This window comes from Flavobacterium notoginsengisoli, assembly GCF_042686225.1.
Taxonomy (GTDB): domain Bacteria; phylum Bacteroidota; class Bacteroidia; order Flavobacteriales; family Flavobacteriaceae; genus Flavobacterium; species Flavobacterium notoginsengisoli.
On sequence record NZ_JBHUOT010000017.1, the window covers coordinates 60,634 to 80,510 of the forward strand.

General features: G+C 33.8%; 5 protein-coding genes. All 5 read right to left on the reverse strand.

Translation table 11 applies throughout. From position 1 onward, the window contains the following. Positions 1-10: 10 nt before the first annotated feature. Positions 11-1,156 carry a gp53-like domain-containing protein gene (locus tag ACFS3A_RS25700; protein WP_379828440.1) on the reverse strand — a complete coding sequence of 382 codons (1,146 nt, stop codon included), beginning with the start codon at positions 1,154-1,156 and terminating at the stop codon, positions 11-13. Between the two features lie 87 nt (positions 1,157-1,243). After that, positions 1,244-7,975, reverse strand: a complete 6,732-nt coding sequence (locus ACFS3A_RS25705) for a hypothetical protein (protein WP_379828442.1) — start codon at positions 7,973-7,975, stop codon at positions 1,244-1,246. Between the two features lie 13 nt (positions 7,976-7,988). Further along, positions 7,989-15,440, reverse strand: coding sequence for a hypothetical protein (locus tag ACFS3A_RS25710; protein ID WP_379828444.1), 7,452 nt, complete (start codon positions 15,438-15,440; stop codon positions 7,989-7,991). 578 nt (positions 15,441-16,018) lie between these two features. After that, positions 16,019-17,452 (reverse strand): hypothetical protein, encoded by a 1,434-nt coding sequence (locus ACFS3A_RS25715; RefSeq protein WP_379828446.1) that lies wholly within the window; start codon positions 17,450-17,452, stop codon positions 16,019-16,021. Between the two features lie 261 nt (positions 17,453-17,713). Further along, positions 17,714-18,847, reverse strand: a complete 1,134-nt coding sequence (locus tag ACFS3A_RS25720) for a hypothetical protein (RefSeq protein ID WP_379828448.1) — start codon at positions 18,845-18,847, stop codon at positions 17,714-17,716. Positions 18,848-19,877: the final 1,030 nt, after the last annotated feature.

Genomic DNA, 19,877 nt, shown 5'->3' on the forward strand with positions numbered 1-19,877 from the left:
TTTTTTAATATTAATATCCAATAGCAAACATGTAGCCCGTGCTGCCATCAATAATTGCGGTATAGGAAGTAGTGGTTACATTATATACATGGTTAAATCCTCTGCTTCCAGAACTATTTCTATTAGTTGATACGACGATACTAGCTGCTCTTTTTGGCCAGACGAGAGGAAAACTATAAGTAGTAGAGCCCCCCATTAAATAAGCCCACTGAAGAATTAAGCCATTGCTGAATTTTTGATATCCTGCAGTTGCTGGAAAGCCAAAACCCGAATTTCCTGCATCATATTCAGAACCAGCAGATGTCGAGACAGACCCATCGGCCATTAGATATTGATTGGCAGTACCGCCTGTTTTAATGAAGCCTTTACTTTCTGTAGTTTCTGTAAAAGTCTTTTTCCCGCCAATGGTTTGTGCAGTAGTTAAGTCGACATATTTTGTGTTCAATTGTGCATCAGTTAATGAAACCGAACCTTCATACCAATAATCTACTTCGATATTACGATTACTGATAGGTTCGGCAAATGTGATTACATTACTTCCGTCAACAATAGAATAATCTTTATCTTCTCTTAATAACTGTCCATTTTTGTAGATTTTTGCACTGTATTTTAGAGGCTTTTTTTGTAAAATAATAGTGTCGCTATTAAAAGTGTCTTCACTAAAATTTTCTTTAAACGGAATCGATGCTTTTCCAAACATTGATTCAGAACTTCCTGAAACCGTATCTTTATTCTGATACCAATAATTAACTTCAATATTTCTATCAGCAACTCCGTCAGGAAAAAAAAGAGTTCTTTGTTTCTCGTTTAATACATAATCTTCAACTTGTTTTAGTAACTGTCCATTTTTGAACACTTTGACACTGTTTTCAATAGGTTCGTTTTCTAAGTTGATTAAATTCCCTGTAAATTTGTCTCTATATTCTTTATAAGGAAAATAACAGTTTCCGGAGAGGATTCCTGAATTTTGAAAAATGCTCCTTAAGAGTGCGGGGGTTACATAATGTTCATTATCGGTGCCGATTTCAATCATTTGAAAATCGGCTTTATCACTTTCTTTGTTTACGAAATTGTCAAAAATTTCTACGAAGTCAGTGTGTGATGGAATATCTCCATTATTGAATTTGTTGCGAAAATCATTTCTTGTTATTGCCATGTTGTTTAATTTTTTCTTGCTGTAAAATTTTGTTTGAGAAAGCTGAGAGATAAATACCAATGCATATTAGCATTGGTATTTATTTTTTTAAAGCGTTAAGATTTTTTCTTCATTACTGAACATTCCTGAAGAGTTTTCAGAAAGCACTTTGAAATGATGGTAGATTCTTGAGCCATCTTCATTTTTAGTAACCAATTCATCTACTTGTAGTTTAGTTTCTTGTAAAGGCAGCATAATGTTTTGCTCATTTGAAACTTTTTCATGAATTTTCTCCCAGTTACCTTTATTATTCATTTTGTAAAGATGATACTTACCATTATGAGTCGTTTTTTTCCAATTGAAAACAACTGGTTCTAAGATCTCTTCATTTGCCCCAGTAACATTGGCCGATGCTTCTAATACCGGAGATTCTGGAGAAACATTGTCAGTGATTACAGTCGCTGTAATTTTTGATGGCTGCGATGGTGCATAATCAATAACAGGACTATCTTTTGTTGAATCAGGATCTGCATATTCTATTTTTCTTGAAACAGTAATTCGATAAAAAAGTCCATCGCTAAAAGGAACAGATTCTAGATCTTTAAAATCATCATAAACCGTCCAAACATTATCAAATTCATTCGATAAAGTATCTTCATCAATTAAAATTTCCTTTGCTAATGTCATCGTTCGTATCGATTGGGCATTGAGCATAGAATCGGCACGGTAGATATTGATTTTGCCAATTTTGTATTCTGGCTGATAAGCATTGATTTCAAACTGAATTGAAGGTTTAATTCCTAAAACCTGATTTTCGAGAATTGGCATAATTCTTTTGATCTCAGGAGTTTGAGGCGGACTTGACGCGACTAGTTTTACTGGCCCTAAGAAATCACTAAACGGACTGAAATTCATTTTAATGTCCATTTCACGTACCGCGTAGAAATAAACATTCTGTGAATTTCCATCTAAATTGAAATCAGTAAACTGAGTTATATTTTTAACTTCATCAACAATTTTCATCATTGGGGCAATGTCAAAATCTGGATCTGTTGGTTTTAGGGCATGACCATTTTTGTCTTTAATGGTTTGCTTTTTGTTTGTTGGAATGTAATCACTTCCTTTTATATACTCATAAACGACAGGAACTTCAATTAAAGGAACAAAGGCAGATTGTATTGCTTCTTCGATAAAATGTATTGCTAAAACAGGGTTTTCAACTCCTTTTGAAATTATTACTTGATTTAGTGATGTTATCGAATCAATTTCAACTTCTTTCATCTCTGGCAGCGTTTGTGCCGCATTATGCCATTTAATAAAATCGTTAATTAAATTTTTAAATTCTTCATTATCTGGCATTGGAAATTGATAACTTGCTTCAGTTTGATTTTCTGGATAAGCGTTATAATTACCTCTTTCTGCCAGCTCATTAAAATTTAAAAAATCGTCCCATCTCGCCTTAAATTGAATTTCATCGTTGCCACCCAATTTTCTCAATTCTTCGCGAATTGTTTTTACTGTTGCCGGTTCATACAAAAGATTTAAAAAGTCTTGTTCGCTGGCTCTGTAATGCAAAGCACCATAAGGTTTACGATCTTTATTGTATGTAGTTGTAAAAGTAAAAGTCGAACGATTGTAAAAATCAGGTCTGGTAGCATATAAACTATCGTTTTCTATTTTCTCTGGTCTTTCAGGCTTTTCAATTTTAACCGCATACATTGGACAAGGAATACTAATCTTTGATTTGTATTCGAATGTTGGTCGAACCGCATGTGAACTGATTCCGAAAATAGAATAGTGTGTACTTTCATTTGCTCGTGGCTGAATGTTTTCTTTTGTAATTCCAGAAGCTTGATCGGCATACAAATACACTCTATAACTTGGATAATAGTTTACCATTCGAGATCCAACAATAATCTCATCATGCTTTTCATCCATTATTTGATTAACATAATCACCTAATTTAAAATCAGGATCATTGATAATCAACACTAAATTGCCGGTAACATCTTCTTTTTCTGTTCGAACTACTTTAAATTCTTTTCTTGATTTTACTGGAATAGTGCTTCCTTCCTTATAAGAACTTTTAGTAAACAATCGAACAATTCCATTAAACCATTCTACAGAATTTTCACTTCCAGATTTAAACTGCGGATGCTGAGGCAAATTATAACCAGGAAAAGTAAGTTTGTAAAGGCCCAAATGTTTTTCTTGATTTTCTAATTTGATCGGATTGCCCTCCTCATCTACTTTATAGCTACCATCTGCATTCATTTCAAAAGTTTTCTCTAAAACTCTTTCGATTACGGCATCTTTCCAGATTCCTCTAGTTTTTTCTACCTGCAAATCACTTGAATTTTCACTTTCTGGCTGAATAACTTCTCGATAGATCTTATTGAATTCAGCTGGATAATCAACTTTAAAATTGATGTTTGGCTTATGCCAGTTGCAGGCTGTCTGCATGTTTTGCACCAGTGTACATAATTTGCTTTCAGGAATTTCAATAGGTTTAATTTGATCAGAATCGATTGTGGCTTCTCCATCAGCATGAGCACTGTCACTCACTTCTTTTTTTAATACTTTTATTTTTGCATAGTCAAATTTATCCGAATCTCCAGATTTACTAAAAACTTCGATGTCTTGAATGAGATAATTTTCATCTCCAATGGTTAAAATTCCTCCAGTAAAACGTTTTTTATTCTCTTCTGTTAAAGAGATTTTTACTTCTTCTCCGCTACTAAGAATTTTATACTCTTTTATGGTAACAGTTGCCGTAAGAATGTCAGATTTATTATCGATTTCGCCGGCAATTTCTCCGTATTCTACTTCAGGAAGTCCATCTTTGTAATACAGTTTAAAATGATCAGCCAATATTTCTTCACTATCAGGATAAATACTATTTTCATTTGTTGCTTCATCAATTGACATGCCTTCAGGAACAGTATAACTCATTAATTCTTGAGCTGAGTAATAATCAAACAAAAGTCGGACTAAGGTTTGATCATCTCCAGTAATGTTTGACAAACGTATTTGCTCTGATTCTGAAGTAAACATTAATGGATTTTCTTCTGTAATTAAAAGAGCATTAATATTGCCTGGCGGCATTAAATTGTTTGCCGGTTTTATTTCGGATTCAATACTTATTTGTCTTCCTGTCGAAGCTCTTGAGAAAATGTTGATTCCGTATCCTTGATAGTTATAGGTATTATTGCCCGTTGCTTCCTGACGGATATTTAAAATGGATTTTCCAGATTCGGGAATTATAATTGGAACTGCTTCATAAGATCCGGGTTCAAGTTTTTTGTTGACATTACGATAATCTAAATCATGAGACAGCGATGGTTTTCGCCAGCCTTCTTCATCGTTTAGTTTAAAATTAACACCTAGATAAACGGGGAATGTAAAGGAACTTCCATCATATTCGGCTGACGATTTAAAGAACTCAGTATTAATATCATAATCCATGACATCTTCCATAAACAGACTTACATATCTTTTCTTTCCATCAAAACTATAGCCATTAGGATCTGTAATTGGAGCAGTTTGATTTTCATCAGAACTTACATTTAATCCAGGTACAATGTCGTTTAATTGAATAGGAAGCGAATAACGTTCTGTATTTAAAGAAGTTGGAATACTCATAGAGAGATGCTGTACTTCACGAGCTCCCAAACCATCGCCTAAATCTCCAAGCGTAGTATATTCTGTTAAATAAACATAGTCTCCCGAAAAAACTTCGTCATCAATATCAATGCAGCCTAAACCTAACATACGTGCAATGTGATAATCGTTGGCAGCAATGTTCAGTAAATCCAGATTAGATATTGTGTTTAGGTTTTCATCATCCAATTGTTCTTCTTCAATCTCTTCAGGAGTTTTGGCAGCGTCAAGATCTCCAAAATTAATTGGTTCTAAAGCTGTTGGATTAAATGATTTTTCGCTTAATTCAATGTACTTCTCAACAATTTGCTTGATATTTTTATCACTCTTGTCTTGTATATTGGTTGTTCTGTTCCATTTGTCTTTATAGTTGGCAATATTTACATATTCGCCATCGGTGTATCGCAGCCATTTTCCATGTACGGCATTTACTCTTGGCTCCAGCTGTTCAAAAACTTTTAGATCATTGGTTTCTAAACTATATTTTCCTTTTAAATTCCAATTTCCATCTGTATTTGCCTTTGTAATAAAGTCTGAATAAAACTCAAAATTTATAGAGCTTAAAAGACAGTTATTGGCTTTCAATCGAATACTTCTTCCGTTTTCTGCAACTAAACGAACATTGCTTAATTGTGTGGCTGAATAAGTTTTACGATTTGTAACTCTTTTAAGAGCCGTAATGTTATTTTCAGAAACGGACAATGTTTCTATTTTCAATGTGCTGTAATTTGTAACAGAAGTAAAATTCAATTCTGCAGCAAAAAACAATTCATTTTTGTTTTCAATTTCAATCAGATTGTTTCCGTATTCTTGAATGAAAGCAGCTGGATTTGTTCTCGGATTAATCGAAAGTCTTATTGCAGCATATTTATCTTTATTCTTAAAATGAACATAGATTGCTCTTTTCGAATCAGCTGTTTTATAAATCCACAAGGCATTATCGTTGTCAACCAATTGTGGCTGTGCATTTAAATTTAAAGTATAATTTACTTTAGTGTAAGGAGCCCTATAGACTTTGACAAAATCGTCTGGTTTATTAAAATTAGATGCTGTACCTTCATATAAATTTCCTTTTGGAAGATGTTTTTCTCCCAATTTTCCAGCCAGCATCCAGCGAAGATGAATTCCTCTTGTACTGTCAATTCCCTTTGAACCTGCTGCCGCAATTTGTAAATAAGTCGACTGCAGATTCGTTTTTCCTGAAGTTATATCAATGGTAGGAGAGTCTCGAACTACATTAAAATTGATGTTAAAATCGAAAGGATTATTGATGTTATCTAAAAAAACAGGAGTAGAGAAACTACCTAGATCCAATGGTTTTCCTTCAATTTGAATAGCAGCTTCAATTTGGCCTGAACCTGGAATTGTAACTGCATTTTTTAGTTTAAAAACTAAACCGTTCAAACTGCCGATGCTATGAATTTTTATGCCTGAGCTTAAAGAAAGAGGCACTCTGCTTTTGTTTTTTAAGACTAAAGTTCCTGCTGGCTGATCTACTGATATACCTTTCTTTAAAACAGGATAAGTTATTTTATCTTCGATAATGCTTACATTCGAAATACATCCAATCTGAGCATCAGATAAATTAGTTGCTAACTGGTTTAATTCATTTCCTAAAGTATTAAAATCGGAAACTCTAATGTAATCTGAATTAAGTGCTGTACTTGTATTCTCTTTGACTATAGGGGTTCTGCTTAAAAAAGTGTTTAGCGGAACGGTTAATTCCTCTGCGGTCTCTGCAGAACTGGTTACACCGTATACAAAAACTTTAGAACGTTCATTTAAATCGGTAAACAGCCCTTTTAATAGTTCGGAGTTATTTACCTGAAGACCATCAGTAATAACAAATACAATATCTGGAGTAACGGTTAAATTTTTAGCTACATTTAAACCTGAAGCCCAATAATCAGATTGTATATAGGCTCTTCCATTACCAAATAAATTGATCCAGTCTTTGAAATCTTGCGAATTAGTTGAGATTTTTTTCTGAATCACATCATCGGGTCTAACAGCAGTATCGCTGTTAGACATTCCGATTAGTGAAAGTGTGATTTTGCTTTGTGCCTGAGCATCGATAAATGAAGTTAGTCCTTCTCTAATCTGCTGTGCTTCGTCGGTGCTTATAGAACCCGATTCATCGACTACAATTGCTATGTAAGTTTCGCAGCTTGAAGATCTATTTTCTATATTTAAATTAAGTTTAAACTGACTAGTATTATTAACATTACTAATAGCAATTAACTTAGAAAAACTTCCAGAATTTGCTGGTGTGCCTTTTACATAAAGAGGAACTTCAAGTTCTGTACCCGCTTCGATAGTAACCGTATTTTTGATCATAAAACTTAAGCCTTCGACAGCCACTTCGCTATGAATTTTTGTATCAGCGTCCAGGGTAAGCGGAATACGGCTTTTGTTTTTGAGAACTAAACTTCCAGCATCAGTGTTGATATAGCTTCCAGCTTTAAATACTGGATATTCTATTTTGTTTTCAAGGATATTTACATTTGCCACACAGCCAATATTTGCTGTGGCCAATTCTGTTGTTAATTGTGCAAGCTGATTATTTAATTGAGTAAAATCATTTACTTCAAGATAATCGGATGAAAGTAAGGAATTTTGATTTGTTTTTAAGATTGGATCTCTTTCTAAAACATTTTCTAAATTAGTTTGTAAATTTACAAATGTGTATGGAGCAATACCATATGAAGTACCAGCAACACCATATATAAAAATATGTGATTTTTGATTTAGAATTTTATAACGATTTGAAAGCGTACTTAATTCATTGACTTGTGAACCATCAGTTATTACAATTATGATATCTGGAGTTACAGAGAGACCATTTACTACTTCTAAACCAGAAGCCCAATAATCAGAGTTTAGATCTGGAACAGGTGCAGTAGTTCGTTTGAAATTAGTAATCCAGGTTAAAAATTCCGAACTGTTGCTTGAAATTCTTTTTTCAATAATATGATCCGATCTTAAATTCGCATCACTAGGAGACATTCCAATCAAAGATAGCGTAATGTTGCTTTGAGTTTGCGAATTGATAAAGGAAGTCAGCCCGCTTTTAATTTGCTGTGCTTCTGTAGGATCAATAGAACCCGATTCATCTACTACAATTGCGATATAAGTTTCACAGCCTGAGAGTTGATTTTCCTGAAGATTTATAGAACTCATTTTTTATTGTTTTTTAAAGATTTGTATTTTCTAATTCTGGTTGCAGTTGTACTGTTATATCTTGTTTGTTAAGAGACGAAGTCAGCGGTCTAGTTTCATTTACAGCGATTTCGTCATTATTCCACATCCTGTAATCAAATAAGATTTCCAGACTGTTTTCTGAAATGAATTTATCATCATGCATTATCAAAGCTTGCGCGTAATCTTTAGAGTGTAATACTTTGTAATCCAATTTTTTGGTATAAACTTTCTTTTGATTTTCGTCTAAAGTGACAGTCACTACAGAAATAGTATCCTGAATTTCTTTCAATGGTATTTTCGGAATATTGAATGGCTCCGGATTACGAACTAAAAGTGCTATGACTTTGTTCGTATTGCTGTCAATAATTTTATTTACCTCCGTACTTTGAGCAGGGTCAAGAGGAGACAGTTTTAAGATTCCTTCAATGGCACGGTCAAAAGCATGCTGATATTTTAAAGTCATCGAATCACTTAAATCATTTGCATTCCCTACAATCACATCATGCAAAGCATCAATTTGTTCTGAAGTAGCATTTACTTTCACATCAAACAATGCTTTAGTATTTGCATCTTGATCCGTTGTATAACTTTGAATCTGTTCTTCAAAACTTTTGTAACGGGAAGTTTGGAAGCCGTATTGATGTACTAAGACATTTTCTCCTGGATCGACTTTCTTATTTTGGTTGACATCATAATAATTATTGGCTAAAATGGTATATAATTTAGAAGGTTTTAAATCGGTCAGATTGACTTCATATTTATACGATTTCGGTTTTAAAGGATCTCCTAAAAGAACACCACATCCCATTTGCGGATGAGAATTAATAAAATTATTCACCACCTGAATACCAAGTGGAATTCTCGGATCATTATCGCTTTTCCATTTTTCATCATTATCAACTTCTATTGCTCTTGGATAATCTATTTTGATTTCTTCTGTCTCTTCTGGAAGCGGATATTTTATAAGCATATCATTAAGAGGATCTTTGATAATCAGATTTAGAGAACCGTTGATTTCAAGTCTATGATCTCCATACTTTGGCCAGCCTTTAAACATATGATAGACATAAGGACTTGTAAAAAACATGGAGATTTTACAATCATCGTGTCCGTAGAAAACAGGTTTAGACTGCAGTAAACTTCCATCGGCATTTGGGTAAGAACGGTTGTAATCTAAATACTGTCTTAACGAAGTAAGAGGCGATTTGGATAACTCTGTCAGTTCATTTTTCGTCGGTGGCTGCTGACCTTCTGGTGTTACAGGATCTGGAACAGGGAAATGTCCAACAGGTCCTAAAGTTTTAAATCCATAGAAATAATTAAATGTATTTACCTTTTTATCATCTACCGTATCTGTTAAACTAAATTTCAAACAATAGGTGGTATTTGGTCTCCAAATAGGCTGTACCGTATTTTGTATGGCAGCTGTCATAGCTTCACGGTTTTCGTTTACGGCAGTTTCACTAGGAATGGTGGTATTGTGGAAATAACTTTCTTTACTTAACCATTCGACACTTTGAATACTAGTTACGTAATCTAATTCCGGATCTTCTTCAGAGTAGCCATTTGAACAAATAGTATCATTAACCGTAATTAATTTAGAATTTTTAGTTCCTCTGTTGTAATTCACTTTAGCATTTAAAGAAAGTGTTGTAACAGTTGTTGTTTCAGAAGTTAAGGCTGAAACAGAAGAAGTCAGCGTAACATTTTCAGCAGCATATAAAGAACAGTTGTCAAACTGATTGTTGAACAAAGAGAAATAAACTCCTTTTTCATTTGGTTTAGACGAAAGCATCGCAATTTCATTTTCAGAAGGTTCATTTTGAATATGAATAATCGAAGCATTTTCTATTGGATTTGCTCTTCTAACTAATCTGTTCAGTTCTAGTGTTTCAGTAAATACAAATAAATAATCTTCGTTATAAGCAATAATTGAGTTGTTAGCTAAAGCATTGTTAGATAAATAAATTGCAGAATCAAAAACAACATCTTGTTTTATAATATTCAATGTGTTGCCATCAATTTGAGCTAAGCCGAATTTTTCGTCAGAAAACTTGACAGTGATTAGAATTTTTCCATTCGCAATTACAGCATCAATAATTTCAGTTATAGCAACATCAGAAAGTACTTTTGTGTTCATTACAGCAATTGCTTTCGTGCTCAGATTAACGTTAAAACGAATCACTTTTTTGTCTTTTGTAATTAAACTGAATTCAGTATTGTTATGCTGAAGAACTTTAATAGCACTTCCATTAACTTTAACACGCTTTACAAGAGAACGATCGGTTCCATCAACCCAATTTATTTGAGTTTCATTTTCTAAAGCATTGATCCAAAGTAATTCGTTTCCTGCTAGAGAAAATACTTTATTAAACTCTAAAGAATAATTGTTCAGATACTGATTACCAGAGTTTAGGTTTAATTCTTCATCAAGTTCAATAATAGCCATTGCCTCAATTGGAGATTCACAGCCAACAATCAAATCAAGATCAACAATTGCTTTTCCAATTCCTTTACATTGGTTTGCTTTTAAAGCTTGAGTTAACACTAAAGTGCCATTTACAACCTGCATAGAAGTAACAACTCCATTTAACAAACGCTCTCTTAAAATATTTCCATTTAAATCAACCTGCAGCAATACTGTTGTTTCTGCCTTTGGATGGAAAGAAATAAGGTACGTATCGTTGTATTTGATTACTTGATCAAAAGCATATAGATTTTTCCCTTTATAGCCGTAATAATGCGTAAAAGTTAATTGATTTGGATTTTCTGCTTGTGCATTTTCATTTCCAGCATTAGCTTTTAGTTCATTTAATTGGGCAATTAGCAAATCATATTCATCAATGTCACTAGGGCCAGACATTGTAAAATCTCCATTAGCACTTGTATAGGTATCATCAAATAATGCTGCAATTTTATCTCTGGTTTCTTTAATACGTGCAGCATTTGCGGCAACAGGAGTAATTACAATTTTATCGATTTTAGTTTTTAAGCTTGGTTCTGTTTCTTTACTAAATAATGTTATGGTTTGCAGTAATTCGGCTTTAGTATAAACCAATTCTTCAGAAAAAGGTCCACTGTCCGTTTTTCCTATAGCAACAGGTTCGTAAACAGTAAACTTGTCTGTATCATTTTTGAGAACCGATGTGAATGCTTTAATTTTGACTGTTTTAGCCTGAGTGGTCAATTGAAACTCAGGTTCAATAGCCGATTGAGGGAAAATAACCTCTAATTCATTATAGTTTTTGAATGCTAATGATTTACTGTACTTATGCGGATTTACTTCTCCAGTAATGCTCATAAAATCGCCGCCTTCTGTTTTATTATTTTCTATAGTTTCAGGAGCCTCTCCAATTAGTTTAAAGAACAATCCGCTAATTTTATCTGCTTCATATTGCGTTGGAACATAATAACGCTGTCCAAGTTTTTTATTAAGGAAATCGGTATGTTCTTTTTTGATTTCAAGGGATTTACAGAATAATTTTGATGGAGTAATTCCAAATTGTTCCGGTACCTGCCATCCAGGTTCTCCCTTACTTAAAAATGAAAACGGATCTGTCGCTAAAACACGAATACTATCATATTGGTCAATTGCTTTCTGCCATTGCGCCCAAGGTAGATTCTGTAAAGCAGGAGTTCTTTCTTCATTTTTTACAACAGCTTCAAACGGATGATAATCTTCCCAATTAGAACCGTTCCATGATTTTAAATCGATGGATTTGATTTCATATTTATGTTTTACCTGACGTAAAGATCTGCCGGCAATTTTTTCAATTGGAGGCATCATATCAGTGTAATTTTTAGCATCGCCAGTGTAGCCTCCAATTTTCTTAGATAAAGAATTGTCAGGTAATAATCCTTTTGCCATTTTAATATCAATGTAAGTATCCAATGGAATCACTTGACTGATCAGAGTTGCTAAAGGCATTCCTTTATCATCAAATTGATTTTCGTCATAATCTTGTTCTCCTTCAGATTTGAAATAATTTAGAGCAAAAGCTTCATTGGTAAGCATGTGAACCCCTTTGACATTTTCTAAAGTTCTATTATCTTCGCCATCTCCGTCTGTTCCTTTAGGAAGCGGACTGTAAGGCGTACGATCAACGATTCGGTTGATATCCCATTGCAACTCTACTTTAAAGTTTTTACGAACTCTTACAAAACCAATTTTTACCCGAACACTCAATTCAAGCTTAGCATAGATCAAGAAAGGTTTAAAAGATTCTACAGAGAAAATAGTGTCCAGCACAATTTCGACATTAATGATCCAAAGTTTAATTTGAATACCTCCACCGGCAGTAATATAACCTCCCATCTGCGGACGCTTGAACGAAATTTTTCCTCCTAATTCTAAATACGCCCATAATTTGACTTTGGCAGGGCCAAAACTCTGTTGCAGCTTAAAGTCTAATCTTGCTCCGGCTTCGATTCCCTGCGCCGAAAGCATGATAAAAGCTTTGGCAGTAAACAAGGTTAAAATTCGGGCTTCGATAGGATCTTTCTTAGAACCAAGATTTACGTACCAGGGTTTCTGGTTTTTAAAGAAGAATCCAGCTTCTAATAGAGCATGAAGTTTAAAAATTTGTCCGCTGTCTTTCGGAATACTGAAATCTGCTCCCGCTGCCAATTCTAACGAATCATCGCCAAAGGCAACCATAGCAAAAAATGGCGGATTGCTTGGGTCATCTTCAATAAGACCTAATCTTCCAGCAATAATATTAAGTCCAGCTTCAATGTAAAATAGAGTAGGAAGTGACAATAAAAGCATCGCTCTTAAAGACAAGATATGCCCGCCGTCTGCCACAGTTCCAAAAGTAGCACCAGCTCCAATAGAGAAAGGTGCGTCGTACTGCATAGATGTTGGTGGCCCGCTGAATTTTCTAATATTAATTCCAGGCTTCGGATATTTGTAATAATCATACCAAGACTTGTCCTTTGCTAACCCTACAGCTTCTTTGGTTGCCACATATCTAAACCCTAATAATCCTCTAAAAGCATTAATAGCAAGAAATCCTAAAGGAATAGGAACGGGCAGATCAATAGTGGCATCAATTAAAAAGGCTGGATATTTTGGCATAAATCGCATCCCAACACTTCCTGAAATTTTGGCTTTTGGAAGTTTTAGACCTACTTCGCCCATAAATTCCTTAGATTTTCCTGGTTCAGGAAGCGAAATCATACCATGAATAACTGCCATTGCAGATGATTGTGTAGCAGTTCCCGGAATAATTAAATCAACTTCAATAGTTTGGATTCTTAAGAAAGAATCTTTCTTAAGTCCGTTTTCTGCGTTCTGATCAGTAGAGTAATAAAATTTTATTCCTTCTCCACGAGCATCAACTCCAAGTGGATTAACGCTTATAGCTCCATCAAATCCCCAGAAATTATATTTACGACCGTTAATCTGCGTAGAACCAAAGTTAATATTGGTTACACCCATTTGAACTGGTCCAAGATTTATAGAAAGACTAATAGGAATTGGAATAGATCCGCCTTCAACCTCAATATTTCCGTCACTGTAAACGCGCAGTTTTTCAACTTCAAAGCTTTGTCCTTTAAACAAACCTCCTATTAGAGTATCTTTATCAAAAGAAACAGTGCAGGAAGTTCCTAAATAATAGTCGTTATCTTGTTTTCCTAGCTCAACACTATGAAAATCGAATTTTACAAGATCAAATAGGTTCGCTTGCGGTTCGTTTTCTTTAGAGAAAGAAGCCGTAAGATTAAAATCGCCATTGTCCTGCAAGTGACCTTCGACCAATGCCGTAAAAGGTAAATCAGGTAGTTTTTCTCTTTTAATTTTGAATTTGTCAATTTCTAATTTCCCTTTGATATTTGAACCAATTACTTTGTTCTGCTTAAATGAAATATCAAATTTGTTAAAGCCAACCTTGAAGCCTTTATCTTTTTGACCAATCGTTCTCCAAAGTGTATTATCATACAAGGTTGCTAAAAAGGCTTGATAATCTTTGGCTTCCGTAAAAATATAAGTTGTAGAAGGATCAACAGTTGTTGAAACTATTCCAGAAAGTGTCGTTAACGATAACGGATAATCAAAAGCATAAGGCAAATTTTTGCTGTTTAATTCCTGTAAGAAGGCAAGTAAAGAGGCGTAATCTGCAATTTCTTTTTTATTGGCCACACCATTGTCGTCCTTTTCGAACATGGTAACTGGATAATTAAAATTGAATTTATCGTTGAAATAACTAAAAGCACCATTTTTACTTGGAACTGTTTCCAAATAAATATTACCGGAAAGCCCACCAGAACCTACTAATAAATCTGAAGCACCTAGTTTTAATGTTGGAGTAGTGCTTCCTGGAGTTTCGGGGATTTCATTAAACCATTTCGATGGAAGAGTTACCGAAACAGCACGAGCATAAACGCCGACAAAATCATTTGGACGACCGTCTGCATCGGCTTCTGGAATATTGGTTTTCTTGCTTAAATCTACTTTTAAAGTATCTAACTGAAGCAGTAAACCTGTATTGCCAATCATGGCATAATCTGGTTTTAGCGTTCCGCCTAATTCTAATTGATAACCAATACCTTCTTCGGTGTCGGCATATAATTGTGCCTGAGCGAATTTAAATATTGATTTTTCAGTTCCATTACCATAATCAGAACCATTAGGTTGGACTGGTTTTAAAATGTTTCTTGGAAATTCGATTCCAGCGCTTAAAGCTAAAGTAGCTTTGGCTTTTGGCGTAATGATTCTTTTGATGTGAGCTTCGATTCCGTCTGGAACTACAATGTTGTAAAATTCCTGAAGTTTACTTTTAGTAGCTGCTAAATCATCTTGGACGATATAAGAAGCAAATAAAAGTGCTGGAATCGATTTTGTAATTACGGTGCTAGTATTGATAAGGTTAATAATAGCGCTGATAGATTGTTCAGTTCCTTCAGGAAATTCCAGATCAGTATTTTGAAGCGTATTAATATCAAATAAAAGCTGTTCGTATTTTGTTTTTCCTTCTTCAGCTTCCACAAAAATGTTCATCATATGGGCTATAACCTGTTCTTCGCTGATGCGAAAAACCTGAAGACCCAGAGAATAAAAGTCCTCCATAGAGAAAGAGAAACTGCTGGAGCTAAAAGTTTTTAAGAAAGCTAAAATTTCCCACTGATATTCTAAAGTGATCGGAAAAGAGGAAATCGAAGAATTTCCATCCAGGTCCGGGTTAAGGACAAGTCCAAGATTAAACGGTAATGGAATAGCGAGTTTTTCGCTTGATACAATATCAAGACTATAAAAGGCAGAATCGCCGCGATATCCTTTTGAGTATTGTAAATTTTTGTAATGTATTTTTTCAAAAATGGCATTCATACCATCTTCAACAAACGATAAAAATTCTGGTAAATCGTCTACAGTAATAATCTCCGATAATCGGGGATAGTATCTTGCTGTAGGAATTGGAACCGCAGGAATTGGATTAGTTGGCATATTCTAATTTGTTTTTGACTTTAATTTTTGTTCGTGTTTTTTGCATGATTAAATCCGGAATGTTTATAAAACAGACTAGGCTTTCAAATGATTAATTTGGGCTGCGTCTATCTTGTTTTTTTGAATTTAAAGAATGCTTTAAATAAGGGGTGAATCTGAAGTTTTTTTAAGTGTTTCCTTTTTTTATAATGTAAAGGTCAGCTTAAAATAAGGGTTTAAGAAACAGCTGCTTAGTGGTTTAACATTGATGTTCTAAGGCTTTACAGGGTTGTAAGGAGAGTGGATGGGATATTGAACTGTTTTTTTGTGAAAGAGGGCAGTATAGATAATAATTATTCTGAATTAGGATTTTTCAAAAGCTTTGATTTTTAATTCAAGCTATTAGTACATTTTTAGGTTTAATTTTAGTTTTGAGAACAATTTTTCTGGGATTTTTTTAGTTAATCTATTAATAAGAGGAACTTTTCAAATTAGAAGTTCCTCTTATTAAGCTTCATAGTACATACTTTAAAAGATCATAAAAAACTCTATTTTCAGTATCTTAGATGGTAAATGTTTATTTTTTAGGATTTATCTGTTTAATACTCTGTAATATTTTCCAAGTAAAATGTATAGTTTGTATTAATTAAAAATGAAGTGCAATTTTGATTATTGAGGTTTGTTGCATCTTCGTACTCAATAGTGTTTTTGACTATAAAAGAAAAAGAACCTTCTGAAGCGCCATAAGCTCTTGTATTTGAAATATCACGTAAAAAAACTGTTTTGCTTTTATTGGTTAATTCCCCATCAATTTCACTTTGTAAAGTGTAAATTAAATATGAGTAATCTGATGATAAAATTTCTCCGTTTTGAGTATCAGTAATAAACATATTTTGATAGTTTTTTACTCCAGAAATATTGCTTCCTGAGTACTCTATCATTTTAATTTCTTTGAAAGCATTATTGCCATCTGTTTCTTCAGAAAATAAACCATTTTCTATTTTTAAGAAAACCTCAATTTTTGATTGTATTGGTTGAATTCCATCATCCCATATGGAACAATAAATATCATTTACTGCATTTAGTTTTAGGACAGACTTATTCCCAATTTTCCCAATAGGAATTGGATTTGTAGCTTGAATTTTATTATCCGTTATTTTTCCTGATGAATAGGTTTGGAATGCGTATGCAGATTTATAAGCAAGAGTAATTAAACCATCTGCAGTTGTAATTAATTTAGATCTTACTCCAGAATGAGTTTCCCATAATTGACCATTTTCATCACGTTCAATTGCTCCATTTTGTTTATTGGAAGTTAAAGTGCCATTAGGAAGTATTAGAGATGGTTTTTGATTCGTTCCAGCGCCTAATTCCATGGATTTTGCTTTTATATCCCCGTCTTTGCTAATAGTAGAAGTATTGCCATATCCATTGTTTCCAGCAAACACCAAACCTGTTCCAGTAGAGATTGATTTTACATTGGCTCCGGCTCCTTTGTTTGTGATATAAAGATTGTCATTATCTGTGTTACCAATAATAGTTGCAGTTCTATCTGGAGAGTTTAACGAATGTACATATAGTGCCTTTCCATTGCCATTACAATAAAAATGTCCTGCAGATCCTGATGTGGTCTGGGAGAAAACGCCTGTTCCGTCTGTATTGTCACAGAATAATCCAGTTCCTGAATTTGAAGATAAAATGATATTCTTTACATTACTATTAGTAAAAGTATTTCTAATTACTAATCCGGCATTTTGAGGATAAGAAGTATTCGTTGTCGTTTTTACTCCGGAAAAAGTTTGATTCCCAGACAATTTCATGTAGTCATTATCCATCATCTCCTTTAATACCTTTCCTTGTCTGGCATCTAAGGCTTTGCCTTCCTCTGTACAGTCAAGTTCATTATAAGTTTCAAGTTGAAGATCGCTTACATCGCTAAACTCTAATTCACCATTTTGGTTAGTTTTTAAAATTTTGTTTCGCTGATTTGTTTCTAAATCTGCTACTTTGATTCTGTTGTGATTTGTACTCATTTTTAATTAATTATTACGGGTTTATAAAATTTACAGGCTTTTAATTGGCTTATAGGGGATTACCGTAATACATTCAGATATATGGATACTTACAAACAGTTTTTGATTTTGGATGATTGCAAGTTATTTGAATGTTTAAAAATTGTGTTAGTGGCGTCACAATTGGGGTTTATTCTATAGAGATAGGTAGCTTAAAAAAAGAAATAAGTTTTTTCGCTGACTTAAAAAAAAGACAATGATAGAATAGGGGAAACTTATGTTTTAAATTTTTAAAAAGAGTGATGAGTAATTACTGAAAACATGGTTGCACATTGCATTTTCTCCATTTGTGTTGTTGGAATCAGCAAAAAATGTTGATATTCTAATTTCGAGGGCAATATTAGCATCAGACAACATCATGTTACCCACGCCATTTGAATCAAAATAGTCCAAAGTTTGCACGTTTATTTCTCTATTTGATTCAGAAGTTATATTGCCTAAATTATCGAATTCTAATTCGGAATAATTTATTAAGGAATAATAATTGCCATTGCTATTTGCTTTAGCAATATTAATTGGGATTTCATAATTTCGAATGCTAAATACAGTGTTAATATCTGTTCGATTAACACTGTACAATCTAAAGGAATCATCTCCATTAAATTTGCAATTCAATCCTTTTATGTGCATTTCAAATGAAACGGAAGTTGGTACTATTGACCCACCAATTACATTATTTTTAATTTGATACTTATCGAATGTTTTAAATAGATAATTAGCATCGCTATAACTTCCTAATGCAGAAGCTGGTAATGTTATGTTACTTACTGTCGTTCTATTTACATTGTCTAAAACACTAAACATAGTTTTAGTGTTGGAGGTGTTAAAAGTAGTTGTTAAAAAACCTGCAATATCTCTTGTGTCTAACAATCTCTCTCTGGTATAAAAAGGCGTGTGATGTAAATTTCCATTTTCATCACGTTCTATTGCTCCATTTTTGGGATAAGACGTTAAGTTTCCGTTTGGAATTGTTAGGGGAGCAGTTTCTGTAGTTCCTGGACTTAGTGTTAGACTATTGTTTAAATTTATAGCATTGGATTTTATCCATTCCCACCAATTAAATAGTTTTGAACGAGAAATTACTTTGTTATCTTCTTCAACAGGCGTGGAGATTTGGGTTTCTTCGTCTGTTGCAAGATTTACTATTTTGTTTTCAATCATATCCTTTAACACCTTTCCTTGCCTGGCATCTAAGGCTTTTCCTTCTTCAGTGTAATCTAAACCATTGTAGTTTTCAGTCTGAAGATCGCTTACATCGCTAAACTCTAATTCACCATTTTGGTTAGTTTTTAAAATTTTGTTTCGCTGATTTGTTTCTAAATCTGCTACTTTGATTCTGTTGTGATTTGTACTCATTTTTAATTAATTATTACGGGTTTATAAAATTTAAAGGCTTTTAATTGGCTTATAGGGGATTACCGTAATGCATTCAGATATTATGATATGGATACTTGCAAACAGTTTTTGATTTTGGATGAGTGCAAGTTATCTGAATGTTTAAAAATTGTGTTAGTGGCGTCACAATAGCTTTTGTTTTACAGAGCTGTATAACAAAGAAATAAGGTTTCACTATTGACTTGGATTGAGCCAATAGTAGAGTAGGGAAACTTATGATCTTAAGTTTCCAAAGTTTTTAAAAATGTATTTTTTGGTAATTAAGAGAGAACTTTCTCTTTTGATTTAAAACAACTCAAAGATTTTTTGTCTTTGAGTTGTTTTTTATAAATCTATTTTAGGACGAGACAGGGCTAAGTGTAAATATGTAAACTTTTTTAAGGACGAGACAACTTTGCGTTCACGAGCGAGACGCTCGCGCCAGCGGGGGCGCTATCGTTGCCGAGATAAATCTGCGCGATCGGGGAAATTTCACTTTTTATTTGTAGAGGTTTGAAGGAGTCACTTTGCGGGCACAGATTACAAATCTGCGCTATCTTTGCTGAAATATATCTGTGCGAACATTTTTTTTCAAAGAGTACTTTCCAATCTTTGCGGGCACGGATTGTAAATCCGCGCTATCGTTGTCGAGATAAATCTGCGCGATCGGGATAAATCCGCGCTATCGGGATTTATTAAGGCTGTGGTCCACAATCAACCTCACTTAATAAATTTCCATTTTCATCCCATTCTTTATAAATTCCCCGATAGCGCGGATTTGCAACCCGATCGCGCGGATTTGCAATCCGTGCCCACAACAGTAAGACACAAAGCAAATCATTAAAACAAAATTTACGTTTTTTATATTTACCGTTCGTTAGCGCAGATTTGCAATCTGTGCCCGCAAAGTTGGGAAACTCAAAAGTTAGCAGGTTTCAGAATAAGTATAACAAAATAATCTCTAAATCATTTTCTAAGCCTGAATAATTTCTTGCCGAGCTAAAATAATAAT